General features: G+C 71.6%; 19 protein-coding genes and 4 pseudogenes. 13 read left to right on the top strand and 10 right to left on the bottom strand.

Annotated elements, in window-relative coordinates; all coding sequences use genetic code 11:
* The first annotated feature begins 6 nt into the window (after nucleotides 1-6).
* Complete coding sequence (locus QRX50_RS44580; protein WP_285969081.1) at nucleotides 7-837, top strand: LLM class F420-dependent oxidoreductase; 831 nt, start codon at nucleotides 7-9, stop codon at nucleotides 835-837.
* Nucleotides 838-851: 14 nt separating this feature from the next.
* Nucleotides 852-1,841 (top strand): TIGR03557 family F420-dependent LLM class oxidoreductase, encoded by a 990-nt coding sequence (locus tag QRX50_RS44575; protein WP_285966420.1) that lies wholly within the window; start codon nucleotides 852-854, stop codon nucleotides 1,839-1,841.
* A gap of 30 nt (nucleotides 1,842-1,871) precedes the next feature.
* Here the strand turns inward: QRX50_RS44575 and kstR are convergent, their stop codons facing one another.
* Complete coding sequence (gene kstR / locus QRX50_RS44570) at nucleotides 1,872-2,501, bottom strand: cholesterol catabolism transcriptional regulator KstR (protein ID WP_285969080.1); 630 nt, start codon at nucleotides 2,499-2,501, stop codon at nucleotides 1,872-1,874.
* A 648-nt stretch (nucleotides 2,502-3,149) separates the two neighbouring features.
* On the opposite strand from kstR, the gene QRX50_RS44565 reads away from it, so the two are divergent.
* Together QRX50_RS44565 and QRX50_RS44560 are read left to right on the top strand one after the other, a co-directional pair.
* Nucleotides 3,150-5,891 carry an SCO1167/SCO6262 family helicase gene (locus tag QRX50_RS44565; protein ID WP_434533204.1) on the top strand — a complete coding sequence of 914 codons (2,742 nt, stop codon included), beginning with the start codon at nucleotides 3,150-3,152 and terminating at the stop codon, nucleotides 5,889-5,891.
* Nucleotides 5,891-7,069 (top strand): SWIM zinc finger family protein, encoded by a 1,179-nt coding sequence (locus QRX50_RS44560; protein ID WP_285969078.1) that lies wholly within the window; start codon nucleotides 5,891-5,893, stop codon nucleotides 7,067-7,069. Before QRX50_RS44565 ends, QRX50_RS44560 begins: the two co-directional genes overlap by 1 nt.
* Here QRX50_RS44560 and QRX50_RS44555 read toward each other — a convergent pair.
* Nucleotides 7,054-7,788 (bottom strand): helix-turn-helix transcriptional regulator, encoded by a 735-nt coding sequence (locus QRX50_RS44555; protein WP_285969077.1) that lies wholly within the window; start codon nucleotides 7,786-7,788, stop codon nucleotides 7,054-7,056. The genes QRX50_RS44560 and QRX50_RS44555 overlap by 16 nt on opposite strands.
* Nucleotides 7,789-7,899: 111 nt before the next feature.
* On the opposite strand from QRX50_RS44555, the gene folE reads away from it, so the two are divergent.
* Both folE and QRX50_RS44545 read left to right on the top strand, forming a co-directional pair.
* Nucleotides 7,900-8,499, top strand: a complete 600-nt coding sequence (folE, locus tag QRX50_RS44550; RefSeq protein WP_285969076.1) for a GTP cyclohydrolase I FolE — start codon at nucleotides 7,900-7,902, stop codon at nucleotides 8,497-8,499.
* Nucleotides 8,500-8,513: 14 nt separating this feature from the next.
* Nucleotides 8,514-9,734: an NAD(P)/FAD-dependent oxidoreductase gene (locus QRX50_RS44545; protein WP_285969075.1), complete on the top strand. Its 1,221-nt coding sequence runs from the start codon at nucleotides 8,514-8,516 to the stop codon at nucleotides 9,732-9,734.
* Between the two features lies 1 nt (nucleotide 9,735).
* Here the strand turns inward: QRX50_RS44545 and QRX50_RS44540 are convergent, their stop codons facing one another.
* Nucleotides 9,736-10,977 carry an alpha/beta hydrolase gene (locus QRX50_RS44540; RefSeq protein WP_285969074.1) on the bottom strand — a complete coding sequence of 414 codons (1,242 nt, stop codon included), beginning with the start codon at nucleotides 10,975-10,977 and terminating at the stop codon, nucleotides 9,736-9,738.
* A gap of 160 nt (nucleotides 10,978-11,137) precedes the next feature.
* Here QRX50_RS44540 and QRX50_RS44535 point away from each other — a divergent pair, with 160 nt between their 5' ends.
* Nucleotides 11,138-12,532 (top strand): WS/DGAT/MGAT family O-acyltransferase, encoded by a 1,395-nt coding sequence (locus tag QRX50_RS44535; protein ID WP_285969073.1) that lies wholly within the window; start codon nucleotides 11,138-11,140, stop codon nucleotides 12,530-12,532.
* Nucleotides 12,533-12,534: 2 nt separating this feature from the next.
* Here QRX50_RS44535 and QRX50_RS44530 read toward each other — a convergent pair whose 3' ends face one another.
* Complete coding sequence (locus QRX50_RS44530) at nucleotides 12,535-12,927, bottom strand: nuclear transport factor 2 family protein (protein WP_285969072.1); 393 nt, start codon at nucleotides 12,925-12,927, stop codon at nucleotides 12,535-12,537.
* A 69-nt stretch (nucleotides 12,928-12,996) separates the two neighbouring features.
* On the bottom strand, nucleotides 12,997-14,670 hold the full coding sequence (locus QRX50_RS44525; RefSeq protein WP_285969071.1) for a TIGR04141 family sporadically distributed protein: 1,674 nt from the start codon (nucleotides 14,668-14,670) through the stop codon (nucleotides 12,997-12,999).
* Between the two features lie 501 nt (nucleotides 14,671-15,171).
* On the opposite strand from QRX50_RS44525, the gene QRX50_RS44520 reads away from it, so the two are divergent.
* A complete protein-coding gene (locus tag QRX50_RS44520; RefSeq protein ID WP_353074057.1) occupies nucleotides 15,172-15,726 on the top strand; it encodes a Uma2 family endonuclease in 555 nt (184 codons plus the stop codon).
* 3 nt (nucleotides 15,727-15,729) lie between these two features.
* Here the strand turns inward: QRX50_RS44520 and QRX50_RS44515 are convergent, their stop codons facing one another.
* The gene (locus QRX50_RS44515; protein ID WP_285969070.1) at nucleotides 15,730-16,680 is read right to left on the bottom strand and encodes an alpha/beta fold hydrolase; all 951 of its coding nucleotides are present in this window, start codon (nucleotides 16,678-16,680) and stop codon (nucleotides 15,730-15,732) included.
* Between the two features lie 149 nt (nucleotides 16,681-16,829).
* Here QRX50_RS44515 and QRX50_RS44510 point away from each other — a divergent pair.
* From QRX50_RS44510 to QRX50_RS44485, 5 genes and pseudogenes are all read left to right on the top strand, one after another.
* A pseudogene (locus QRX50_RS44510) lies at nucleotides 16,830-17,897 on the top strand (acyl-CoA dehydrogenase family protein).
* Nucleotides 17,898-17,910: 13 nt separating this feature from the next.
* Nucleotides 17,911-19,021 (top strand): annotated as a pseudogene (locus QRX50_RS50160) (acyl-CoA dehydrogenase family protein).
* Nucleotides 19,018-19,404 (top strand): annotated as a pseudogene (locus QRX50_RS44495) (hotdog family protein). Before QRX50_RS50160 ends, QRX50_RS44495 begins: the two co-directional pseudogenes overlap by 4 nt.
* Nucleotides 19,401-20,498 (top strand): annotated as a pseudogene (locus QRX50_RS44490) (lipid-transfer protein). Before QRX50_RS44495 ends, QRX50_RS44490 begins: the two co-directional pseudogenes overlap by 4 nt.
* Before the next feature lie 187 nt (nucleotides 20,499-20,685).
* Nucleotides 20,686-21,255, top strand: coding sequence for a DUF5134 domain-containing protein (locus tag QRX50_RS44485; RefSeq protein ID WP_285969068.1), 570 nt, complete (start codon nucleotides 20,686-20,688; stop codon nucleotides 21,253-21,255).
* Nucleotides 21,256-21,280: 25 nt separating this feature from the next.
* Here the strand turns inward: QRX50_RS44485 and QRX50_RS44480 are convergent, their stop codons facing one another.
* The 4 genes from QRX50_RS44480 to QRX50_RS44465 are packed head-to-tail and all read right to left on the bottom strand — an operon-like array spanning nucleotide 21,281 to nucleotide 23,879.
* On the bottom strand, nucleotides 21,281-21,763 hold the full coding sequence (locus QRX50_RS44480; RefSeq protein ID WP_285969067.1) for a riboflavin kinase: 483 nt from the start codon (nucleotides 21,761-21,763) through the stop codon (nucleotides 21,281-21,283).
* Between the two features lie 57 nt (nucleotides 21,764-21,820).
* The gene (locus QRX50_RS44475) at nucleotides 21,821-22,681 is read right to left on the bottom strand and encodes a MaoC/PaaZ C-terminal domain-containing protein (RefSeq protein WP_285969066.1); all 861 of its coding nucleotides are present in this window, start codon (nucleotides 22,679-22,681) and stop codon (nucleotides 21,821-21,823) included.
* Between the two features lie 21 nt (nucleotides 22,682-22,702).
* A complete protein-coding gene (locus QRX50_RS44470; RefSeq protein WP_285969065.1) occupies nucleotides 22,703-23,722 on the bottom strand; it encodes a ferredoxin--NADP reductase in 1,020 nt (339 codons plus the stop codon).
* Complete coding sequence (locus tag QRX50_RS44465; protein ID WP_285969064.1) at nucleotides 23,715-23,879, bottom strand: hypothetical protein; 165 nt, start codon at nucleotides 23,877-23,879, stop codon at nucleotides 23,715-23,717. Before QRX50_RS44465 ends, QRX50_RS44470 begins: the two co-directional genes overlap by 8 nt.
* Nucleotides 23,880-23,962: the final 83 nt, after the last annotated feature.

Below are 23,962 nucleotides of genomic sequence, written 5' to 3'. Positions count from 1 at the left end.
GAACGCATGAGGTTCGGGATCTTCAGCTTCGTCACGGACGAGGGCATCCGGCCCGACGCGCTCGCGCGCGGGGTCGAGGAACGCGGGTTCGATTCCCTGTTCGTCGGGGAGCACTCGCACATCCCCGCCGACCGGCAGTCGCCGTACCCGGCGGGCGGTGAGCTGCCGCGGATGTACTACCGGATGTACGACCCGTTCGTGGCGCTCACGGCGGCCGCTTCGGTGACCTCGACGCTGCTGCTGGGCACCGGCGTCGCCCTGCTGGCGCAGCGCGACCCGATCCAGACGGCCAAGGAGGTCGCCTCGCTCGACCACCTGTCGGGCGGGCGCGTGGTGTTCGGCGTGGGCGCGGGGTGGAACCTCGAGGAGATGCGCGATCACGGCACTGATCCCGACACACGCGGCCGGCTGCTCGACGAACGGCTGGACGCGATGAAGCAGCTGTGGACGGCCGAGGAAGCCACCTTCCACGGCGAGTTCACGCATTTCGACCGCGCCGTGGCGTACCCGAAGCCCGCGCGGAAGCCGCATCCGCCGATCTACGTCGGCGGCAACAGCCGGCACGCGGCGCGGCGGGCGGCCCGGCACGGCGGCGTGTGGATGCCGAACTCCGTGGTCGTGCCCGAGCGGGTCGGGAAACTCATGGCCCTGCGCGACGAGTTCGCCCCCGGCACCCCGGTGTCGGTGTTCGCGGTGGGCAGCAAGAACGAGGCTCTGCTGGAGGCCTACGCCGAAGCCGGGGTGGAGCGCATCACGCTCCTGCTCGGCACGCGGCCCGAAGCGGAGACCCTGAGCAGGCTCGACGCCCTCGTCGAGGTCGTCGAAAAGTACCGGTGAAGGAGCGGAAACGCGTGAGTGACGTGCAGATCGGTCTTGCGGCTGCGTTGGAGCAGTTTTCGCCGCGGGAGTCGATTCGGTTGGCGAAGGCGGGCGAGGAGCGGGGCTTCTCGGGGCAGATGGCGGCGGACCACTTCCAGCCGTGGGTTCCGCAGCAGGGTGAGTCGTCGTTCGTGTGGAGCATGCTGGCGTCGCTGGCGGAGAACACCACCGGTGACCTGGGTCCCGGGGTGACGTGCCCGTCGTTCCGGTTGCACCCGGCGATGGTGGCGCAGGCCGCGGCGACGCTGGAGGCGACCTATCCGGGCCGCACGTGGCTGGGGATCGGGTCGGGTGAGGCGCTCAACGAGCACATCATCGGCGGTTACTGGCCCGAGGCGCCCGAACGCGTGCGGCGGATGTTCGAGGCGCTCGAAGTGATCCGGAAGCTGTTCACCGGCAAGGACGTCAAGCACAACGGCGAGTTCTTCAAGCTGCACACCACGCGCCTGTGGACCCTGCCCGAGACGCCGCCGCCGGTCTACATCGCGTCGGCCGGGCCGTACACCTCGCGCAAGACCGGGGAGCTGGCCGACGGGCTGATCACGCCGGGCGCCTCGATCGAGAAGCTGGGCGGGATCCTGGACAACTTCAACGCCGGGGCGAAGAAGGCCGGGAAGAACGGCGACGAGATGCCGAAGCTGCTGCAGGTGCACCTGTCCTGGGCCGAGGACGACGAGACCGCGTGGGCCAACGCGATGGACCAGTGGCCCAACGGCGGCATGAAGTTCCCGAAGGCCGACGTGCGTTCACCGTTCGACTTCGCGCAGATGGCCAAGCTCGTGCGCCGGGAGGACTTCGAGGGCCGCATGGTCGTCTCGTCGGACCCGGACGAGCACCGGGCGGCGCTGCAGAAGTACATCGACGCCGGGTTCAACCGCATCTACATCCACAACGTGGGCCGCAACCAGGACCAGTTCCTGGACGTGTTCGGCAAGGAAGTCCTGCCGAAGCTGACTGCCTGAGCCGCCGCGGACAAGTAGGGCTCGCGGGCCCTACTTGTCCAGCAGCAGGTGCACCGACAGCTCGAGGCGGTGGGCGACGTCGGCGGCCGAAGCCCGGCGCGTCACCCACGCCACGAGGTTGGCCATCCACACGTCGGCGACGACGTGGAAGATGTCGCGATCGGAGTCCGTGGGCTCGGCGATGCCCATGGCTTGCGCGAACATGTCCTCCATGAGCCGGCCGACGAGCTCGACCTCGGCCGCGGCGGACGTGTCGGCGAACATGAACGCGCGCACCATCGCCTCGGTCAGGTGCGGGTCGCGCTGCATGAGCCGCGTGTTGCGGCCCAGCACGAACATCAGTCGCTCCGCGGGGGTCTCACCCGGGATCGCGGCGCGTTCCAGCTTCTCCTGCGCCCGCTCGAACTGCCGCGCGAGGCCGGATACCAGCAGGTGGATCTTCGACGGGAAGTAGCGGTAGAGCGTGCCCAGCGCAACGTCGGCCTTCTCGGCGACGGCCCGCATCTGCACGGCGTCATAGCCGCCCTTGGAGGCCAGCGCGAGCGTGGCGTCGATGATGCGGCGGCGGCGATCGCGCTGTGCCGCGGAGCCGAGCTCGTCGCCGATCGTGCCCAGTCCGGTGCGCGTCTTCGCCGCCGGAGCCTTCGCCTTGCCCGGCATCGGCCTTCTCCTGTCTTGCGGAACTCGTTCCAGTTCTGCGTTCAGCGTACCTTCCCTGGCGAAACGTTCAACTACCGACCCGTTGGCCGAAAAACTGTAACACGTTCTACACGCGCGAGTAGTCCCGTACCGCGAGGAGGCCTCGATGGCGGTCGCGCTCACCGGCGAACAGGCGGCGCTGGCCGCCGCGATCCACGACTGGGCGCGGGCCCACGACCGGTGGCGGCCGTGCGCGCGGCCGAGGGGTCCGGCGCCCCGGTGCCCGCGCGGTTCGCCGGCCTGGGGTTGTTCGGGGTCGCGTTGCCGCCGTCGGTGGGTGGCGCGGGAGGCTCGGTCGCGGATCTGGCGGCGGGGCTGGCCGCGGCGGCATCGGAGCTGGTCCCCGGGCCGGTGCTGAGCACGGCGTTGGCCGGACTGCTGCTAGTTCCTCCTCATCCGCTGCCTCTCGATCGCCGGCGGCACGACGCAGGTCCTGCTCTCGGCGGTGGCCGAGCGGGTGCTGGGCCTACCTCGCTGAGCCACCCGGCCCGCGCCCCAATGCGGCGTTGGGTGCGTTGGGCGCACCGAACGCCGCATTGGGGGCGCTGGGCCGAGCCACCCGGCCTGCCGCTGAGCCGTTTGTCGTACCCCTGCCCTACGGTGCTGGGCGTGGAGTTCGGCGCACTGACCCAGGCCACCTACCTTCCCTCGGACCCGCCGCGGGAGGGTGTGCTGGCGTTGTGGGGCGACGAGGTCGCGGGGGACACCGCGATCGAGCTCGTGCTGCCCAACGACAAGAAGTTCGCGCGCACCAAGGTGGACGCGCGCCTCGTCCCGCTGGCGCGGGCGATCCCGCGGCTGCTGGTGGTGCCCGACGACGTGAGCCCGGCGATCGCCGCGTGGTCGGCCGTCGTGAACGCGGGGGTGAACCTGGTGGCGCGCGGCAGGTTGCGGCCGGCGCTCACGCCCGGGGGTGTGGGGTCGTGGCGGGTGGGGCCGCTGGACGCCGCCGACGAAGAGCTGGTGCGGGGCCTCGCGTCGGCGTTGCCGCCGGAGGCGCACGCGTTGCCGTTGTCCGGAGTGAAGCGGATCCGGCTGCACTCGCCGGAGTCGCTGGTCCGGGCGTTGTGGGACGCGGCGGCCGACGTGCTCGTGCGCAGCCCTTCCGCGTCCGTCGGGGCGGGTGGGCCGGCGTTCGCGGAGCCCGAGCCGACGCTGGTCGGGCCGGCCGGGGCGGCATGGCTCACCGAGCTGGACGCCCGCGGGCCCCACGGCGCGCAGCTGATCCTGCGGGTCGAAGCACGGGAAGACGAGCAGTTCGCGGGCGTGCTGGCCGTGCGGTCCGCGCTGGAGCCGAGCCTGGTCGTCGAAGCCGCGACGCTCTGGGACGCCCCCGATGCCGTGCTGCATCGCCTCGGTGACCAGGTGGAAACCCAGCTGCTGCTCGGCCTGCGCCGCGGCGCGCGAGCGTGGCCGCCGCTGGGACGCGTGCTCGCCGAAGCCGCGCCGACGGAGCTCGCGCTGTCCGACGACGACGTCGTGGACCTGCTCGGCTCAGGCGGCCGCGACCTGGGCAGCGCCGGCATCGAAGTGCTGTGGCCCAAGGATCTCTTCGCCGGCGAAGTCCGCGCGAAGGCGAGCGCGACGCAAGCGCCGGCCAGCGAGGCGGGCCCCGCGTTCCCGTTGAACGGCCTGCTGGAGTTCCGCTGGCGCCTGTCCCTCGGCGGCGCCGAGCTGACCGACGAGGAAGTCGCGACGCTCGCCGAAGCCAAGCGGCCGCTCGTCCGCCTGCGCGGCCAGTGGGTGAAGCTCGACCCGCGCCTGATCGCCCGGATGCGCGCCAAGCGCAACCGCAAGCTCACCGGCGCCGAGGCCCTGGCGGCGGCGCTCACGGGCGAGCTGGAGCTGGACGGCGAAACCGTCGAGTTCGCCGCGCAGCCCGCGCTCGCCGGCCTCGTCGAACGGCTCAAAGAGCGCAGCCCCGAGCCGGTCGGCCCGCCCGACGGACTCACGGCGACGCTGCGCCCGTACCAGCTCGCCGGCGTCGGCTGGCTCGCCACGATGACCGGCCTCGGCCTCGGCGCGTGCCTGGCCGACGACATGGGCCTGGGCAAGACCATCCAGCTCATCGCGCTGCACCTGCACCGCCGGGCGCTGAAAGCCGGGCCCACGCTCGTGGTCTGCCCGACGTCGCTGCTCGGCAACTGGGAACGCGAGTTCGCGAAGTTCGCGCCCGACGTGCGGGTGCGCCGCTTCCACGGCGGTGGCCGCCACCTCGACGACCTGCTGCCCGACGAGGTGGTGCTCGCCACCTACGGCGTGGTGCGCCGCGACCGCGCGACACTGTCCGAAGTGGACTGGGGTCTCGTCGCCGCGGACGAGGCCCAGCACGTGAAGAACCCGTTGTCCGCCACGGCAAAGGGGCTGCGGAAGGTCCCGGCCGCCGCGCGCGTGGCGCTCACCGGCACGCCCGTGGAGAACCGGCTCACCGAGCTGTGGTCCTTGATGGACTGGACGACACCGGGCCTGCTCGGCCCGCTCGACCGCTTCCGCCGCACCGTCGCGCGGCCCATCGAGCGCGACCGCGACCAGTGGGCCACGGAGCGACTGGCCACGACCGTGCGCCCCTTTCTGTTGCGGCGCAAGAAAACCGACCCCGACATCGCGCCGGAGCTGCCGCGGAAAACCGAGACCGACCGGTTCGTGCCGCTCACGGCCGAGCAGACCACGCTGTACGAGGCCGTGGTGCGGGAGAACCTGGCCGAGATCCGCGAGTCGCAGGGCGTGCAGCGGCGCGGGCAGGTGCTCAAGCTGCTCACCGAGCTCAAGCAGATCTGCAACCACCCCGCGCAGTTCCTCAAGGAGAGCGGCGGAGTCCTCACCGGACGCTCCGGGAAGCTCGCCGCGTTCGAGGAGCTGCTCGACGTGATCCTCGACGAGGGCGACAGCGTGCTCGTGTTCAGCCAATACGTGCAGCTGTGCCGCCTGCTGGAGCGCCGCCTCGCCGACCGCGGGCTGCCCGTGGCGCTGCTGTCGGGCGAAATCGGGCCGAAGCGGCGCGACGGGCTGGTGGCGTCGTTCCAGTCCGGCGAGGTGCCGGTGTTCCTGTTGTCGCTCAAGGCGGGCGGTGTCGGGCTCAACCTGACGCGCGCGACGCACGTGATCCACTACGACCGCTGGTGGAACCCGGCCGTGGAGGACCAGGCGACCGACCGCGCGTACCGGATCGGGCAGGACCGGCCCGTGCAGGTCCACCGGCTGATCGCCGAGGGCACGCTGGAGGAGCGCATCGCCACGGTGCTCGAGGCGAAGCGCGGGCTGGCCGAGGCCGTGGTCGGTGCGGGGGAGGACTGGATCACCGAGCTGTCCGACGACCAGCTCGCCGACCTCGTGCGGCTCGGCGGTGGGTGATGCCCCGCACGATTCCCGGGACCCGGCGCAGGACGTTCGGCAACACCTGGTGGGGCCGCGCTTGGGTGGAGGCGCTGGAGCAGCGCGCGAGCGTCGACCCGAACCGCCTGCCGCGCGGGCGCACGTACGCGCGCAAGGACACCGTGAGCGAGCTGCACGTCGGCGCCGGCGAGGTCACCGCGCGTGTGCGCGGGAGCCGGCCCGAGCCGTACCACGTGACGATCCGGATGCGCGAGTTCTCGCCTGAGCAGTGGGATTCGCTGCTCGACGTCGTCGGCCGCCGCCTCGGCCACGCCGCCGCGTTGCTCGACGGCGAGCTGCCCGAGAAGCTGGCCGCGCAGGCCCGCGAGGCGGGAGCCGATCTGCTCCCGGGCCCGGGCGATCTGAAGCCGCGCTGCTCGTGCCCGGACTCGGCGAATCCGTGCAAGCACGTCGCCGCCGTGTACTACGTCGTGGCCGACGAGGTCGACACCGACCCGTTCGTGCTCTTCAAGCTCCGCGGCCGCCCCCGCGACGAAGTCCTCGCCCGGCTGCGCACGCTGCGCACCCCGGACCGCCCGCAACGCAAGAAGGTCCACGACCCCGGCCTCACCCCGAAACGGGCCTACGCCCGCCGCGTCACCGCCGTGCCGCGATTGCCGCCCGTGCCCGACGTGGCCGGCCCACCAGCCGTCCTCGACCTCGACCCGCCCCCGAACACGGGCTGGACGTCGGCCACCCTCGGCACCCTCGCCGCCGACGCCGCCTCCCTCGCCCGCGACCTCCTGCTCTCCGGCGGCGCCACGGCCGAGCTGTCGTTCGAAGAAGACCTGGCCCGCCGCGCCGCCGCCCGCACGTCGGCGGAACTCCCCGCCCTGGCCCACGCGGCCGGCGTCGCACTGCCCGAACTCACCACCTGGGCCCACGCCTGGCGCGAAGCGGGCCGCGACGGCTTGGCCGCCTTACGCGAAACGTGGTCCCCGGGCCCCGGCCCCCTCGCGGACGCCCGCGCCTGCCTCTCGGACTCCGGCCTCCCCGACCCCACCACAACCTGGCGCAACCGCGTGACCCAAGGCCCCCTGCAACTCCGCTACGGCCGCGACCACCGCTGGTACCGCTTCCTCCGCACCGGCTCGGCTTGGCAGTTGGACGGCCCACCGTCCACGCGTGCCCTCGATGTCGCCTATCCGCCGGGCTGATCCGCTCGCAGCTCCACGCAGCACCCGCCGGGCGCGGGATCGATCAGCACCGCGTCGACGCCGGGCACCTCCAGCCCCGCGACGATGCCACCCAGGAACGCCTGGTTGATCCCGCACACCAGATCCGGCGCCTTGCTCGCCAGCGGATGGAACGGGCAGTTGCGCAGCCGCACACACGTCGGTGTCTCGCGGCGCGGCTCGAACCCCTGCCGGGCGAGAACGGTTTCGGTGACCGTCAAGCCGCGTTCGGCGCCGAGGCGGCCGGGGCGCAGGGAGGCGCGCTCGGCCGCGCCGAGGGATTCGCCGCGCTCGGCCGCCACGCGCAGGGCCGTTTCGCGGGCGGTTTCGCCCTCGGTTTCGGTGACGACGGCGTCGAGAAGGATGTCGGCGAGGACGCCGTGGCGGCGCGGCGGGATGGTGACGGCGAAGTCGGTGTCGGCGGGTTCGTAGACCTTCGGGGTGCGGCCGACCTTGCGGATGCCGCCCACGGCCTCGTAGCGCGAGCGCAGCAGGCCGGCGTCCACGAGCTTGTCGAGGTGGAACGCCGCGAGCTTGCGCGAGATCCCGACCGACGCGGCGGCCTCGTCGCGCGTGACGGGCCGCACCGCGCCGCGGATGAACGTGTACATCCCGCGGCGCAGGTCCTCCTCCAGCGCGGCCACGGCCTTGATCGCGGGAGCGGCGGGCTCAGTCGTCACGGCTCCCACGATAACGCCCATGGCCGTGTCCGCAAGTGTCAGTTCACCCTGTTGAACTGGTCACCTTGACCGAAGCTGACAATAAGACCAATATTCATGGACGAAAACCCGCCGAACCCCCGAGGGGTCCCCATGCGCTCCGGCTCTGCTCTGCACGTCGTCCACGAACCCGACCCCGGCATCGATCTCGCCGCCGCCGCGCGCGCCGCGGGCGACTTCCTACGGGCGCTCGGCGTCAGCCTGGAGACGGAGAGCCTGCAGGGCACGCCCGAGCGCATGGCGCGTGCGTACGCGGAGCTGTTCACGCCGCGCTCGTTCGACCTCACCACGTTCCCCAACGACGAGGGTTACGACGAGCTGGTGCTGGCCCGCGGCATCCCCGTACGGTCGGTGTGCGAGCACCACCTGCTGCCGTTCACGGGTGTCGCGCACGTCGGCTACCTGCCGGGCGACCGCATCCTCGGCCTGTCGAAGCTGGCGCGCGTCGTCGAGCACTTCGCGTGCCGGCCGCAGGTGCAGGAGCGGCTCACCAAGCAGGTCGCGGGCTGGCTGGGCGAGCAGCTGTCCCCGAAGGGAGTCGGCGTGGTCATCGAGGCCGAGCACACGTGCATGACGCTGCGCGGCGTGCAGGCCACGGGTTCCAGCACCGTCACCTCGACACTGCTGGGCACTTTGCGGGAGGATGCCCGCTCCCGCCAGGAGTTCTTCGCACTCACCGGTGTCAACGCATAGAGGAGTTGTTTCCTGTGGCAGAGCAGGGTTTTGTCATCGTCGGCGCGGGCCTGGCCGGCGCCAAAGCCGCTGAGGCTTTGCGGGCCCAGGGGTTCACCGGACGGGTGACGCTCATCGGCGACGAACCCGACCGGCCCTACGAGCGCCCGCCGCTGTCGAAGGACTTCCTCGCCGGCAAGGCCGAGCGCGACAGCGTGTTCGTGCACGAGGAGGGCTGGTACTCCGAGCACGACGTGGACCTGCGCCTGGGCGCCACGGCCACCGCCATCGACCGCGACAACCACGTCGTCCGCCTCGATGGCGGCGAGACCGTGGGCTACGACAAGCTCCTGCTGGCCACGGGCTCGAGCCCGCGGCACCCGCCGATCCCGGGCGCCGACGCCGAGGGCGTGCACTACCTGCGCCGCCTGGGCGACTCCGCGAAGCTCAAGGCGACGCTGACCGCGGGCACCCGCCTGGCCGTGATCGGCGCGGGCTGGATCGGCCTGGAGGTCGCGGCCGCCGCGCGGGAGGCCGGGGCCGAGGTGACCGTGCTGGAGGTCGCCGAGCTGCCGTTGCTGGCCGTGCTGGGCCGCGAGGTCGCCACGGTCTTCGCCGACCTGCACCGCGCCCGCGGCGTCGACCTGCGCCTCGGCGTGCACGTCAAAGCCATCACCACCGACGAGGGCAAGGCCACGGGCGTCCGTCTCGACGACGGCACCGAGGTCGCCGCCGACGCCGTGCTCGTCGCGGTCGGCGCCGCGCCCAACGTCGAGCTCGCGCAGGCCGCGGGCCTGGCCGTGGACAACGGCGTGGTGGTCGACTCGTCCCTGCGCACCACCGACCCGGACATCTTCGCGGCCGGCGACATCGCCTCCGCCCAGCACCCACTGTTCGGCAAGCACGTGCGCGTGGAGCACTGGGCCAACGCCCTCAACCAGCCCGCCGTCGCCGCCGCCGCGATGGCCGGCCAGGAAGCCACCTACGACGAGCTCCCGTACTTCTACACCGACCAGTACGACCTGGGCATGGAGTACCACGGCCACGTCGACCCAGGCGCCTACGACCGCGTCGTCTTCCGCGGCGACGTCGAGGCGCGCGAGTTCATCGCCTTCTGGCTCCGCGACGGCCACGTGCTGGCCGGCATGAACGTCAACGTCTGGGACGTCGGCGACCAGCTCAAGGCCCTCATCCGCGCCGAAGGCCCGGTGGACGCCGACCGGCTGGCGGACCCGAACGCGCCGCTCGAACCCTGAGCTACCGGTCCGCCGCGGCCCACGCCCGGTAGGTGTGGTCGAGGAACCGTTCCACGCCCCGGACGACGTGGGCGCTGCGGATCGAGGGGAAGATGTCGAACGCGTGCTGCGCGCCCGCGAGTTCGGCGTAGGCGACGGGCTGGTGGGATGCCGCGCGGAGCCGGGTCACGAACTCGCGGGCCTCCTCGACGGGCACGAGCGAGTCGTTGCGGCCGTGGATCACGAAAAACGGCGGCGCCGAGTCGGAGACGCGGTCGAGCGGGGAGGCGGCCACGTAGTCGTCGAGGTAGGTCACCGGGTCGCGGTCGGGGGAGAAGATGCGGCGGGCCAGCAGGCTCTCCAGGCGGTACTGGCTCTCGGTCGCGCCGCTGGTGGCCGCGATGTCGTAGACGCCGTAGTGCGGCACGCAGGCCTGCACGCTCGTGTCGGCGTCGGGGAAGTCCGGTTGCAGGGCCGGGTCGTTCTGGCTCAGCGCGAGCAGCGCGGCCAGGTGCCCGCCCGCCGAGCCACCCGTGACGGCGACGAAACCGGGATCCCCGCCGTACGAAGCGATGTTCGACCGAATCCACACCAGTGCGCGCTTCGCGGCCTCCACGTGCGCGGGCCAGCGGTGGGCGGGCGCGAGCGGGTAGTTGATCGCCACGCACACCCAGCCGCGGCGCGCGAGGTGGCGCATCAGGGGCTGGCCCTGCTCGTCCTTGTTGCCGATCGTCCAGGCGCCGCCGTGGATCTGCAACAGCACGGGCGCGCCGGTCACCGGCTTCGCGGGCCGGAAGACGTCGAGCAGGAACCGCTTGCCGCCCGGCGCGTACGGGATGTTCCGCTCGCGCACGACCTCGGGATCGCGGCCGCGGAACGGCAGCGCCAGCTGACCCCACGGCGTGGCCAGGTCGCGGGAGCTCGGCGGGTGCTCCAGCCGCGTGGAGTAGTCCGGCCCGAGTGCCTCGGTGAGCGCCGACTCGACCTCCCCGCGGGCCTTCTGCGCCGTCGCCACGAGCGTGCCCAGCCCGGCGGCCGACAGCGCGGCCAACGCAACCCCGGCCCTCGACGACCGCCGCCCGTGCCGCGCGACGTGCTGCGCGGTGTCCAACGCGGTGAGCGCCAGCAGCTGCGGAGCCAGCTCGTCGGTCAGCCACGCGCTGAAGAACACGGGGATCGACGTGACCCGGTTGCGCGGCGGGCGCAGGGCGACGGCGGTGAGGCCGAGCTGCGCGGCCCGGCGGGTCAGGAAGGCCGGTTTCACCTTCGCGATGCTACCGCCGCAAACCGCCCCATCCGCCGTTCTGCCTTACTGTGCTGCCCGCTACCAACCCGACCACAGTAACGGCGGGAACGGCTGCCACATGCGATAACGCGCGGTTTGGGTACCCGCCTGCTTCTGGCCGGATTGGTAGCCTGACGACATGCAGAGACTGAGCGGCCTGGATGCGAGTTTCCTCTACCTGGAGACCCCTGCGCAGGTCCTGCACGTCTGCGGGCTGCTCACGCTCGACGGTTCCACCATCCCCGGCGGCTACTCGTTCGCCGAGCTGCAGCGCCGGCTCGCCGAGCGCGTCGCGCTGATTCCGGAATTTCGCCGCAAACTGCACAATCCACTCTGGAACCTCAGCCATCCGGTGTGGGTCGAGGACGAGGACTTCGACCTCGACAACCACCTGCACCGCATCGGCGTGCCGGCGCCCGGCGACGACCGCGAGCTGTCCGAGCTGTGCGCCCACATCGCCGGCCAGCAGCTCGACCGGGCGCACCCGCTGTGGCAGTTCTACGTGATCGAGGGCCTGTCCGACGGTGGCATCGCGGTGCTCATCAAGATGCACCACGCGAGCATCGACGGCGTCGGCGGCGCCAGCCTGATCACCTACCTCGCGGGCCTCGAGCCCGAGGCGCCGCTGCCGGAGATCCCGCGGGAGAAGCAGCACAACAGCGGCCTGCCCACGCGCGTCGAGATCCTGCGCGAAAGCCTGGAAGGGCTCGCGCACCGCCCGTTCGAGATGGCGAAGCTGCTGCCCGAGCTGGTGGAGCTCGTGCCGCGCTGGCTCGGCAAGACGTTGCGCGGCAAAGGGATGCCGGTCCCGTTCACCGCGCCCCGCACGTCGCTCAACGGCACGATCACCGGCCACCGCAGCGTCGCCTACGCCCACGTGGACCTCGACGACGTGAAGCGCGTGAAGAACGCCTTCGGCGTCACCGTCAACGACGTGGTGCTGGCGCTCGTTTCCGGCGCGCTGCGGCAGTTCCTGCTCGGCCGCGGCGAGCTGCCGGAGGACCCGCTGGTGGCGACCGTGCCGGTGTCGGTGCACGAGCGCACCGAACGCGATCACGGCAGCAACAAGGTCTCCGCGTTCTTCGCCTCGCTGCCCACCCACCTGGGTGACCCGGCCGCGCGCGTGTTTTTCCTCGCCGAGGCCAACCGCCTGTCGAAGGACCACCACTACGACATCGACGCCGACATGCTCGCCGACTGGGCCCAGTTCTCCCCGGCCACGGCGTTCGGCCTCGGTGTGCGCGCCTACTCTTCGCTGCGGCTCGCCGAGCGCCACCCGGTGGTGCACAACCTGATCATCTCCAACGTGCCCGGCCCGCCGATGCCGCTCTACCTGCTCGGAGCCCGCGTCACCGCCTTGTACCCGCTGGGCCCGGTCTTCCACGGCGCCGGCCTCAACATCACTGTCTTCTCATACGAGGGCAAGGTCGGCGTCGGCCTGCTCGGCGCCAAGGAACTGGTGAAGGACCTGTGGCCGCTGGCCGAGGCCCTGCCCGAGGCGATGACGGAGCTGCTCAAGGCCATGCCGGCCTGACGTCAGCCCGGGATCCGCTCGGCCACGGCCGCCCGCGACTCGGGCGCGGGGAAGGGATCCGCGAAGTACTGGGTCTCGTGGGTGACGAAGCCGTCGGTGAACTCCATGACGCTCACCGAATGGGTGGGCGAGCCGTCGTAGGTGATCACGCACTCGCTCACCCAGAGGTCGCCGCCGCCGGTGATCCGGCTGATCGTGAAGTGGCGCTCGGCCGGGTGCCCGCCGCGTTGCGCGCGAATCCGGTCGCGGCCGCGGAAGCGTTCGCCGGACTGCGGGTAGTCGAGGATCGCGTCCGCGGCGTAGATCGCGTGCTCGGTGTCGATGTCCCCGGCCTCGGAGGCGCGCCAGTGCTCTTCGATCCGGGCGCAGATCGGGGGATCAGGGGGCACCGTCATCACGTCCTCACCGTCTCGCCGGGCAACTGCGCGCCAGCCTAGCCGCGCGTGAGCCGAACCGCCTGCCGCTCAGGCCTTGCGGCGGCGTTTGGCCGGCTGAGCGGTGGTCTTCTTCTTGGCCTGGTACGGAATGTCGGCGAATTTCAACGTCGCCTGCAGGCTGCGCACCGCCCGGTCGAGCCGCAGCAACGCGACCTGCGACAGGGTGAACAGCTCGCCGACGTTCCACGCGCGGCCCGCGGCGGCGAGCACGACGGTGTCCGGCGCCTCGGTCAGCACCCGTCCGTCGTCCAAAGTGGACACCTTTTCGGCCAGCTGCGCCAACGCTTCCGGCTCGTCGTGCAGCGCCTCGGCCGACACGAGCGCTTGGGTGTAGAGGTGGCTGGCGGCCGTCGCGCGGCCCAGCCACTTCACGTGGATCAGCTCGTTGCCCGGGCCCAGCAGGTCGCACAGCTCGAACCGCGGGTGCAGTGGTGTGGTCGCGGTGTCGCGATCGAGGCAGACGTAGCCGTCGAGCGTGGCGACCTGGCGGCAGTAGCGGTTCTCGTCGTCGGGCTCGCCGGTGGGTTTCCACGTGAGGTCCGGCCACTCGTATTTGCGCGCCAGCAGCTGCGAGACCTGCTCGCGCATCTGCTCCACGTACGTCTCGCCGATGCGGTACCAGCGGCCCTGGTGGAACACATAGCGGGTGTGCCCGATCGTCGTCTCGAACACGAGCCACTTCGCGACCTGCACGGGCGACCCGGTCTCCTCTTCGCCCGCCTCGTCGGCGCAGGTGGCCACGCGCCCGGCGCGCAGGGCCTTCACCCGCTTGTCCTCGGGCAGCTGCGCAAGCCGGCCCGTGAGGTGTTCCAGCTCCAGCCGCGACTCCACGTGCAGCGGCCCGCCGGAGCCGAGGCCGGTGATGCGGAACGAGCCGGCGTTCTCGGCGTCGTTCACCGCGGTCGCGGGCCACGCCAGGCCGAGCGACGCGCCGGTGTCGCCGCCGAGCGCTTCGGCCAGCTGCGCCTCCAGCGTCGGCACGAGCCGGTGGTGGCGGTCGAGCGGCCGCGTCTGCGCCACGAATCGCAGCGCCGAAGACGCGTCGGGCTCGTCCACGACGGCACCCACCGCGTCGAGATCCGCGAGAAAAGCCTGTGGTTCCTTCGCAAGCGGTACGTAGAGCGAGTTGCCGACGCGGATCCGGTAGCGCTTGCCGGTCACCCGCCCGTAGGTGAGGTCGGTCAGGTCCGCGGAGCCGGCCAGCCGGTTCACGAGGTCGCCGTAGGGCTCCAGCCGGAACGCGGAAAGCTCGCCGCCGCCCGGGATCGAGATCTGCGTGGCGCGTGCCGACACGTCGAGCGCGGCGCTCGACACCAGCCCGAGGTCGAACGGGTCGAGGCGGCGGATCCCGAACAGCAGCCCGAAACCCTGCTCCACGTACTCGTCGTTGAGCACCAGGTGCCCGGCGCCCCAGGACACCGCGTATGTCCAAGGTGGACGCGGCACGAGCAGCACGGCGAACGGCAGCGTGGAAGAGAGGTCGAGTTCGCTTCCGGTCAACGCGGCCGCGTGCGGAAGCCACAACGGGATCTCGGTGTGGAACGCGCCGGCGACCAGCCGCGCGCGGGTACCGGAGAGGTCCACCGTCGTGTCGGTGGTGACCTGCTCGGGCTTGAGCGACACCAGCAGGTCGGGCTCGGCGCCGGTGCCGTCGAGGCGGAAGAGGGAGACGGGCCGGCTGGGTGCGGACGGGGCAGGCATGACCACCACCGAAGTGTGCTGACGCGTGCGAACGTCGAATCAGAATGCGTGATTTTCTTGTCCACCCGGTTAATCACGGAGAGCGAACGTGATGCGGAATGGTGAAGTTCACCTTACTTGGGGTTTCCTGCTCGCTTCGATCGCGCAATGATAACGTGATGTAGAGCCGAGGGGAACACGTTTACGGCGTCACGAAAGATCGGTTTCGGACCAGCTCAGAAGTCCAGCGGGTAATCCATTGGTGTCGTATTACCCTACCCGGAATGGCCATTCCGAGAATTCGCTCACATAACTCGAACGGCCCTGTCGTGCGGGGTTCTCCTGGGCTGTCCGGGTCTGTTTCGCCGCATTTTCGTGACCCTGTGTGACGGCGGACGCCGGACGGCGCGCGGACGGATAGGCCGCCCGGGTTTCCAACACGCCGGAGGACGGTTCGCGCTGCCGCGTGTACCCGTCTACCCTGGCGTAGTCGTTTTCCGGTCGGCCCGTCCTGGGGGCAGCATGATGACAGTCCCGTCGTTCGCACACGGCGACCGTCTCACCCGTCGGGACCTGGAGGCGATCACGGATGAACGCCATCGATACGAACTGGTGGACGGGACGCTTCTGGTGAGCCCGTCCCCGCGTCCGCTGCACCAGAGGGTGGTCGCGCGCTTGCTCGCGGCGCTCACCCCGGTGTGCCCTGAGGATTGCGAGGTGCTCCCCGCACCGGTCGACGTCGTGCTCGACGAGTTCACCGTGATGATCCCCGACGTGGTGGTCGGCCGGCGCGAGACCTTCACCGAGCGCGCACTCGTGGGCGTGCCCGTGCTCGCCGTCGAAGTCGTTTCCCCGTCCAGCCGCTACATCGACCGCCACCTCAAGCCCGCCCGCCTCGCCGCGGCCGGCTGCCCGTTCTACTGGGTCATCGAGCCCAACGAGCCCACCCTCAGCTGTTTTCGCCTGGAGGGGACCGAATACGTGCTCGACGCCGAGGCCACCGGCGGCGAGACCGTGCACCTCGAGGTGCCCTACCGCCTCGACCTCAGCCCCGCGGACCTGGTTTCCAGCTACTGAGCTTCACGCCGAGTCGGGTTCTTCCTCGCGCACCCGGTCCGTTTCCTCGTCGGCGATCGCCGCGTGCACCGACGTGCACGCCGCCATCAGCGCGGGTACGAACTGGTTCGCCGCGAGCACGCACGCCGTGTGCCCGGCGGGGATCTCGTACGTCGCCGCGCCCGGGATGCGCCGCGCCAGTGACCGCTGGTGCGCCGGCGCGATGAAACCGTCGCGACTGGTCACGACCACCGAGGTCGGCACGCGCAACGTGTGCAGCCACGGCGCCGAGTCGAACCGGCCGATCTCGTCGAGCGCGACGGCGATGGCCCAAGGGCTCGTGGACCGGAACTCGGCGAGCGCCCACCGGTGGTCCTCCAGTCGCGCGAGCCGTTCGCGGCGCGGTTCGCCGGGCACGAGGCCGATCTTGGCCTGGTCGCGCATGAGCTGCAGCGTGCGCCCGAACAGGTCGAGCGCCACGCGCTGGCGCACGCCGCGGCGGAAATAGCTCGCCGTGGAGCACAGGACGAGGCCGCTCACGCGCTCGCGCCGCTGGTAGGCGACCATCTGGCCGACCATGCCGCCCATCGAGTAGCCGGCGATCATGAACCGCTTGATGTCGAGCGCGTCGGCCACCGCCACCACGTCGTCGGCGCAGTCTTGCAGCGTGAACTCGTGGGAGCGGATGCCCTGCCCGTGCCAGCGCTGGTCGAACACGACCACGCGGTAGTGCGCGGAAAGCCGCTCCAGCAGCGGGTACCAGGTCAGCAGGCCGGTGCAGGCCACGGAGTGCAGCAGGATGATCGCGGGCGCTTGGCGCGGGCCCACGTCGACCACCACGGTCTGGCCGCGGCCCGGCAGTGAAAGTGGCTCCGGGTCCGGCACCCCGGCCGTGGACGGGATCGTCGCCAGCTTCCGGGTCGCCTGCCAGCCGACGTCGCTCAGCGCGCCGATGAGAACCTGTTCCGCACCCACGTCGACTCGGCACCCCTCTTCGCTCGACGGCCTGTTCCGCTTCTGGAGTACCCGGTTGCCGAAGCCACCGGAGGTTGCCGATCCCATCCCTTCCGGTTAAAGCTAGAACGTGTTCCACTTGTGGCGGCCATTCGGAGGGAGGGACCGGCGTGGACTTCACCCCCGACGATACGCAGGCCGGGATCGCCGCGCTGACCGCGAGGGGTGCTCGGCAAATCCGCCGACGCGGGCGAGCAGTGGCGCGCGCTGGCCGGCGCCGGGCTGCTCGCGCTCGCCCTGCCCGAGGACCTCGGGGGCGACGGGCTCGGAGTCGCGGAGGGTCGCCGCGGTGCTGACCGAAGTCGGCCGCGCGGCCGCGGCCGTGCCTGTGTACGCCGTGCTGGCGCTGGGTGCGCTGCCCGTCGAGACGCTCGGCACGCCGCGCCAGCGTGCGCAGTTGCTGCCGCCCGTCGCGGCCGGCGATGAGGTGCTCACGGCGGCGCTGCACGAGCCGTCCGCGCCGTTCACGACCGTGCCTGGCACCGTCGGCGCGGCCGGCGACGGTGTGTGGCAGCTCACCGGCGTCAAGACGGGGGTGCCGGGCGCCGCGGACGCCACGCGGATCCTCACCCCGGTCGCACTGCCGGGCGGTACCGCGGTGGCGCCTGGTCGACCCGTGCGCCGACGGCGTCGAGCTCGTCCGCACGCCCAGCTCCGGCGGCGCGCCCGAGTACACCGTGCGGCTGGCCGGGGTGCGGCTGGCCGACACGGAGTTCCTGCGCGACCGCTCACCCGGCCACGCCGTCGCCACGCTGCACCGGTTCGCGCTTGCGGGCGCGCTGGCACTGGGCGAAGGGCTGCTGGCCGGCGCGCTGGCCCTGACTTCGCAGCATGTCGCTCAGCGCACGCAGTTCGGCCGTCCGCTGGCGGCGTTCCAGGTGGCCCAGCAGATCGCGGCCGTCTACGTGGCCCCCCGGACCGTGCACCTGGCCGCGACGTCGGCCGGGTGGCGGCTGGCCGCGGGCCTCGACGCCGACACAGAGCTCGACATCGCCGCCTACTGGCTCACCGACCAGGCGCCCGCGGCGCTGGCGACGTGCCACCACCTGCACGGCGGCCTCGGCGTCGACCGCGAGTACCCGCTGCACCGGTATTCGTCGGCGGTGAAGGATCTTGGCCGGGCGCTCGGCGGCGCCGCGCACCCGCTGGACCGGCTGGGGGAGCGGGTGGCCGGGTGAGCACGCACATCGGCTGACGGCCGCCCAGCAGGCGCTGCGCACCGAGCCGCGGGAGTACTTCGCGGGCCTGCTGACGCCCGAGGAACGCCGGGCGCTGCTGCGGGAGCGCCACGGGCCGGTGTACCGCGAGGTCGTGCGGCGCCTGGGCCGCGACGGCAAGCTCGGCGTCGGCTGGCCGAAGCGCTACGGCGGCCAGGGCTTCGGTGAGATCGAGCAGCACCTGTTCGTGGACCAGGCCGCGCGCGCCGACGTGCAGCTGCCGTCGGAGACACTGCAGACCGTTGGCCCGACGCTGCTTCGCCATCGGCTACACCGAACCCGAGACGGGCACAGACCTGGCTTCGCTGCGGACCCGCGCGGTGCGCGAAGGCGACGAGTACTTGGTCAACGGCCAGAAGATCTTCACCACCGGCGGCCACGACGCGGACTACATCTGGCTTGCCGTGCGGACCTCGCCGGACGCACCCAAGCACCAGGGGATCTCGATCCTCGTTGTCGACACCCGCGACCCCGGCTACTCGTGGACGCCGATCATCACGTGCGACGGCGCCCACCACGTGAACGCCACCTACTACGAGAACGTCCGCGTGCCGGCGGACCTGCTGGTGGGGCAGGAGAACGAGGGCTGGCGCCTGATCACCACTCAGCTCAACCACGAGCGCGTCGGCGAACCCGTGGCGGACATGGTGTTCCGGGTGCTGAAGTTCCGGCCGCTTTCGGCCGAGCCGCCCGCGCCCGTGCTGCGCCCGCTGATCAGCCGGGACACGGAGTTTCTTCTGGGCCGGCCTGCGGAAGAGCGAGCTGCGCATCCAGTGGTGGGGCGACACGCTGCGGCACCCGCCGGGTCCGATACCGCCTGGCGGTTCCCTTGAAGTGACACCGGACTACGTCGTGGCGAGCGGACGCGGCACGGTCTACAGCTACGTCGTGCACCACCACCCGCCGGTGCCGGGCAAGCGGCTGCCGTTCGTGGTCGCGCCGGTGGAGCTGGAGAGGGCGTGCGCGTGCTGGCCGAGCTGCTCGACGCGGAGCCGGACGAGGTGCGGGTCGGGCTGCCGGTGGTCGCCGCGTTCGTGCGGGTGGACGACGAGCTGACCTTGCCGGCGTGGCGGGTGGCGCGATGACGGTCGAGCTGCCGTCGTTGCGGATCGAGGCGACCACGACGTTCGTGGTCAGCACCGCCCTCGCGACCCGTGACTTCCAGGACGTGCACCACGACCGCGACGCCGCCGTCGCTCGGGGTTCAAAGGACATCTTCCTCACCATCCTCACCGATACCGGTCTCGTGCAAAGGTTCGTGAGCGAGTGGGCCGGGCTTGAGGCGTTGATCCGGTCGATCAAGATCCGCCTCGGCGTGCCGTGTTACGCGGGGGGACACGCTCACGTTCACCGGCCGGTCGTCTCGCGCGACGGCGCCGACGTCGAGCTCGCCGTTTCCGCGACGGGCAGCCTGGGCGAGCACCTGACCGGCACCGTTTCCCTGACATTGGCTGGTGGTGCGTCGTGACGTTGGCGGGCGTGGCGGCGATCGCCGGGATCGGGGCCACGGAGTTCTCCAAGGACTCCGGCCGGAGCGTTCTGCGGCTGGCGGCCGAATGCGTGACGCACGCGCTGGCCGATGCCGGCCTCTAGGCGTCCGAAGTGGACGGACTGGTGTCGTTCACGATGGACGGCACCGCGGAGATCGCGCTGGCCAGTGAACTGGGTATTCCGGAGCTCGAGTTCTTCAGTCGCATCCACTACGGTGGTGGTGCCGCGGCCGCGACGGTGCAGCAGGCCGCGATGGCCGTGGCCACGGGTGTCGCCGAGGTGGTGGTGGCGTACCGCGCCTTCAACGAACGCTCCGAACAGCGCTTCGGCCGCGTGTCGGCCGCCGCGGCGAGGCAGATCAATTCGTCCGGTGTGGACAATGCGTTCCACGACCCGATGGAGGGCTTCGGCCGCGTGGCCGTGGTGGACCATGCGCACGCCGCGACCAACCCGGCGGCGTGGTTCCACGGCCGGCCGATCACGCTGGCCGAGCACCAGGCGTCGCACTGGGTCGCGGAGCCACTGCACCCGCTCGACTGCTGCCAGGAGAGCGACGGCGGGGTGGCGCTGGTCGTCACGCGCGTCGAGCGCGCGCTCGACCTGCGGCACGCGCCGGCTGTGGTCGCCGCGGCGGCGCAGGGGAGCGGGCCGGACCAGTACGTGATGACCAGCTACTACCGTGACGACCTTGCCGCGCTGCCCGAGATGGGGGTGGTCGCCCGGCAGCTGTGGGCGCAGTCGGGGCTCGGACCGTCCGATGTGGACGTCGCGGTGCTCTACGACCACTTCACCCCGTACGTGCTGATGCAGCTGGAGGAACTGGGCTTCTGCGGCCGCGGCGAGGCGAACGACTTCATCGCCGGCGACACCCTGACGCTGCACGGCGCGCTGCCGCTCAACCCGCACGGTGGGCAGCTCGGCGAGGCCTACCTCCACGGCATGAACGGCATCGCCGAAGCCGTGCGCCAGATCCGCGGCACGGCCGTGAATCAGGTGCGCGAAGCCGAGACCGTGCTCGTGACCGCCGGGTCCGGCGTCCCGACCAGTGGACTGGTCTTGACTCGTCACTGAGCGCGACTCATACCCTGGCCCCGTACGGTAGCTCTGCGAGGTCGGTAACTCTTGTGGGGCAACGACTTTCACCTCTTTGCTGGCTGGTGCTCACCTGCCGTGGAATGCCACCGTGGAGCGGAGATCAGCGACGCAGCGTGAAAGCAGGCACGACGATGTCCGGATCCACCGTCCTCGCGGGCTCGCCATGAGCGCACCGGTGCTGGTGGCATGGCTGCTCACCGCGGTCTTCGCGGTGCTCGCGCTGCCGTGCGTGCTGCGGCTCGTACGGCTCGACTACGCGCGCCTCGGCTCCGGCGTGCGCAACGCCGACCTCGCCGAGCTGCTGCTCGTGGTGGCCATGGTGGCGATGATCTCGCCCGTCGGCGGCCCCATCCCCGCCGCCGGCTGGCAGGCGGTGTTCGTGCTCACGGCGGCGTGGTTCGGGTTCGCCTGGTGGCGCGGGCGCGGTCAGGCCCACACTTCGGGCTGCGGCCACCACGCGTTGTCCGCGGCCGCGATGCTGTACATGGTGAGCGCGATGCCCCACGGCGGCATGGTCCACGGCCCGTGGCTCACGATGTCCTCTATGGACACCCGGCTCGCGGTGCCGCTGCTCGCCGTGCTGGGCGCGGTGTACTTCGTGGCCGACGCCGCCCGGTCGGGTGTGGTCGCGGTGCGCACGCGCGGCGACGCCGCACCCGGGCTGACCTCGCGCACGGTGTGCCGCGCTGTGATGGGTGCGGGTATGGGGTACCTGCTGCTTGCCGCTGTGTGACTCGCTGTTGCCGGGCGTCGCCGCTTCAGCCGAGCCGGCGGACCTCACCGTCGGGCGGCGGCGTGCCGAGGTCCGGCAGCTGGCTCGCCGGATTCTCCTCGATCCACTTGCGCGTGGCGGCGACGTCGCGGTCGAGGGCCTCGATCAGCTCCTCGCCGGAGTTGTACTTCTGCTGCTCACGCAGGTGCGCGCCGAGCCAGACGGTGAGCGTCTCGCCGTAGAGGTCGCCCTTGAAGTCGAGCAGGTGCGCCTCGACGAGCCGGTAGCCGTCGGCGCCGTAGTACGTGGGGCGGCGCCCGACGGACACCGCGGCGGCCACGTGGGTGCCGTCCGCGCGCTCGGCCCAGCCGGCCCAGACGCCGTCGCCGACCTGCCCGCTCTGGTTGCGCAGCGCGATGTTCGCCGTGGGGAAGCCCAGCTCGCGGCCGCGCTTGTCACCCGGCTCCACCGGTCCGCGGACCACGAAGAAGGTGCCGCTGTGCTGACCGAGAGCGTGCTCGTCCGCCATCCGCCGTCCCGTCCCTGTTCCGGTGTCCTTTCCGACACCGTAATACTGGCGGTCGGCTCAGCGCGGCACGAGCACTGTGTCGGACAGCACAGGAGCGTCGTCACGCTCCGGAGCGGTGGTGGTCACCAGCAGCCGGTCGCTCTCGCGCCACACGCGCGTGCGCAGTGGTTCGCCCGGAAAGACCACGCCGGCGAACTTCGTCCCAAACGAGCGGATCCGGGTGGGGTCGCCGTCGAGGAAGGCGTCGGTGAGCGCCTTCGCGACCACTCCGTAGGTGCACAGCCCGTGCAGGATCGGGCGGTCGAACCCGGCGGCTTTCGCGAACGCGGGGTCGGCGTGCAGCGGGTTGCGGTCGCCGCAGAGGCGGTACAAAAGCGCCTGCTGGGGCAGCGTCGGGGTGTCGAGCACGGCGTCGGGCTCGCGCTCGGGCCACCCGAGCCTCTGCGACGGCCCGCGCTCGCCGCCGAAGCCGCCCTCGCCGCGGGCGAAGATACCGGAGCGGGCGGTCCACAGTGGATCGCCCTGCGAGTCGGCGACCGTGGTTTCCTGCACGAGGACGGCGGCCTTGCCCTTGTCGAACACGTCCGTGATGCGCGTGCGCGCCACGGCTTCGCCGTCGACGGGGATGGGCCGGTGCAGCTCGATCTCCTGCGTGCCGTGCAGCACCTTGGCGAGGTCGATGTCCACGCCCGGGAACTTGAGCGCGGGCGGGGTGAACGTGCGCAGGTTCACCGCGACCGTGGCGAACGTCGGGATCACCCGCAGGTCCTGCTCGTAGGTGTAGTGCAGTTCGCGCTCGTCGACCGGATCGGCGCCGGCGCCCAGCGCGAGGTGGTAGAGCAGCACGGCGGACGGCGTCCAGGCGAACCGCACCTCGCCGAGGTCGGCACCGATCGCGAGCGCGGGGTCGATGGGCACGGGCTCTCCTTGGCTTTCGGGCTATTCGTAGCTGACCGACACCTCGTCCGTGACGGGCAGCGACTGGCAGGCCAGCACGATCCCGTCGGCGAGGTCTTCGGTGTCGAGCACCTCGTTGTCGAGCATCTTCACCTCACCGGACACCAGGCGGCACGCGCAAGCGTTGCACTGGCCTGCGCGGCAGGAGTACGGCGCGTCGAGGCCCTCGGCGAGCAGGTGGTCGAGCAGTTTCCGCTGCCGCGGCCAGGCGGTGGTGCGGGTTTCACCGTCGAGGTCGACGGTGAGCCGGGCCGTCTCGCCTGCTTCCGGGGACTCGGGTTCGCGTGTCCGGTCGAACGGGTTCCCGGTGAGGGAATGGAACTTCTCGACGTGGACGCGCTCGCGCGGCACGCCGAGCTCGGTCAGCGCGGTCCTGGCGGCGGCCATGAACGGCTCCGGGCCGCAGAGGTACGCGTCGTGCCGGCGGTAGGGCGCGGCGAGGGTTTCGAGCGTGCGCGCGGACGGCAGACCCTGCAGGCTTTCGAGCCAGTGCAGCACGGTCAGCCGATCCGGGTGCCGGCTGGTGAGCTCGGCGAGCTGCCGGGCGAAGATCACGGACGCTTCGTCGCGGTTGGCGTAGACGAGCACGACCTGTCCGGTGCCGTGCCGCAGCGCCGACTTGAGGATCGACATCAGCGGCGTGATGCCGCTGCCCGCCGCGAACAACAGGAAGTCACCGTCCAGCGACGCCGGCACGAACACCTCGGCCGGCGGCAGCACCTCGATCTCCGCGCCTTCACACAGCTCTTCGCACACCCAGCCGGAACCGAACCCCGTGCGTTTCACCGTGACCTGCACCCGGCCCTCGTGCGGCGCGCTCGAGAGCGAGTAGCACCGCGCGACGGATCCCGCGCGGTCGCTGGGGATCCGCAGCGTGAGGAACTGGCCGGGTGCGTAGGCGAAGGCCGCCTGGTGTTCTTCCGGGATGGCGAACACGATCGAGCGCGCGTCGGCGGTCTCGACGATCACCTCGGCCACGGTCAGCGTCACGACGTCAGCCATCACGCACCACCCGGTCGGCCACGTCGAGGCTCCCGTCGTGCACGGCGTCGGTGATGCTGTCGGCCAGCTTCTCGCACGTGTCGAGCAACGCGGGATGCCTCCCGGCGGCCACGTGCGCCGCGAAAACGGGCAGCTGCGAGGAGCGTCGGTGGTCCACTGGATGCTCGTGTGCGCGAGGCTGTTCTTCTTCACCGGCACACACGTCCCGCAGCTGCGGCACTCGTGCGGCCGCAGCCCGGC

Source organism: Amycolatopsis sp. 2-15, assembly GCF_030285625.1.
In the GTDB taxonomy this organism is placed as follows: Bacteria; Actinomycetota; Actinomycetes; order Mycobacteriales; family Pseudonocardiaceae; genus Amycolatopsis; species Amycolatopsis carbonis.
This window is presented reverse-complemented; position numbering and strand designations above follow the sequence as displayed.

Excerpts from the sequence above, each read along its gene's own strand:
- QRX50_RS44580 (WP_285969081.1), top strand. The coding sequence starts at position 7 with ATGAGGTTCGGGATCTTCAGCTTCGTCACGGACGAGGGCATCCGGCCC.
- kstR (WP_285969080.1), bottom strand. The coding sequence starts at position 2,501 with ATGCCGGGCAAGGCGAAGGCTCCGGCGGCGAAGACGCGCACCGGACTG.
- QRX50_RS44560 (WP_285969078.1), top strand. The coding sequence starts at position 5,891 with ATGCCCCGCACGATTCCCGGGACCCGGCGCAGGACGTTCGGCAACACC.
- QRX50_RS44555 (WP_285969077.1), bottom strand. The coding sequence starts at position 7,788 with ATGGGCGTTATCGTGGGAGCCGTGACGACTGAGCCCGCCGCTCCCGCG.
- folE (WP_285969076.1), top strand. The coding sequence starts at position 7,900 with ATGCGCTCCGGCTCTGCTCTGCACGTCGTCCACGAACCCGACCCCGGC.
- QRX50_RS44535 (WP_285969073.1), top strand. The coding sequence starts at position 11,138 with ATGCAGAGACTGAGCGGCCTGGATGCGAGTTTCCTCTACCTGGAGACC.
- QRX50_RS44530 (WP_285969072.1), bottom strand. The coding sequence starts at position 12,927 with ATGACGGTGCCCCCTGATCCCCCGATCTGCGCCCGGATCGAAGAGCAC.
- QRX50_RS44525 (WP_285969071.1), bottom strand. The coding sequence starts at position 14,670 with ATGCCTGCCCCGTCCGCACCCAGCCGGCCCGTCTCCCTCTTCCGCCTC.
- QRX50_RS44520 (WP_353074057.1), top strand. The coding sequence starts at position 15,172 with ATGATGACAGTCCCGTCGTTCGCACACGGCGACCGTCTCACCCGTCGG.
- QRX50_RS44485 (WP_285969068.1), top strand. The coding sequence starts at position 20,686 with ATGAGCGCACCGGTGCTGGTGGCATGGCTGCTCACCGCGGTCTTCGCG.
- QRX50_RS44480 (WP_285969067.1), bottom strand. The coding sequence starts at position 21,763 with ATGGCGGACGAGCACGCTCTCGGTCAGCACAGCGGCACCTTCTTCGTG.
- QRX50_RS44470 (WP_285969065.1), bottom strand. The coding sequence starts at position 23,722 with ATGGCTGACGTCGTGACGCTGACCGTGGCCGAGGTGATCGTCGAGACC.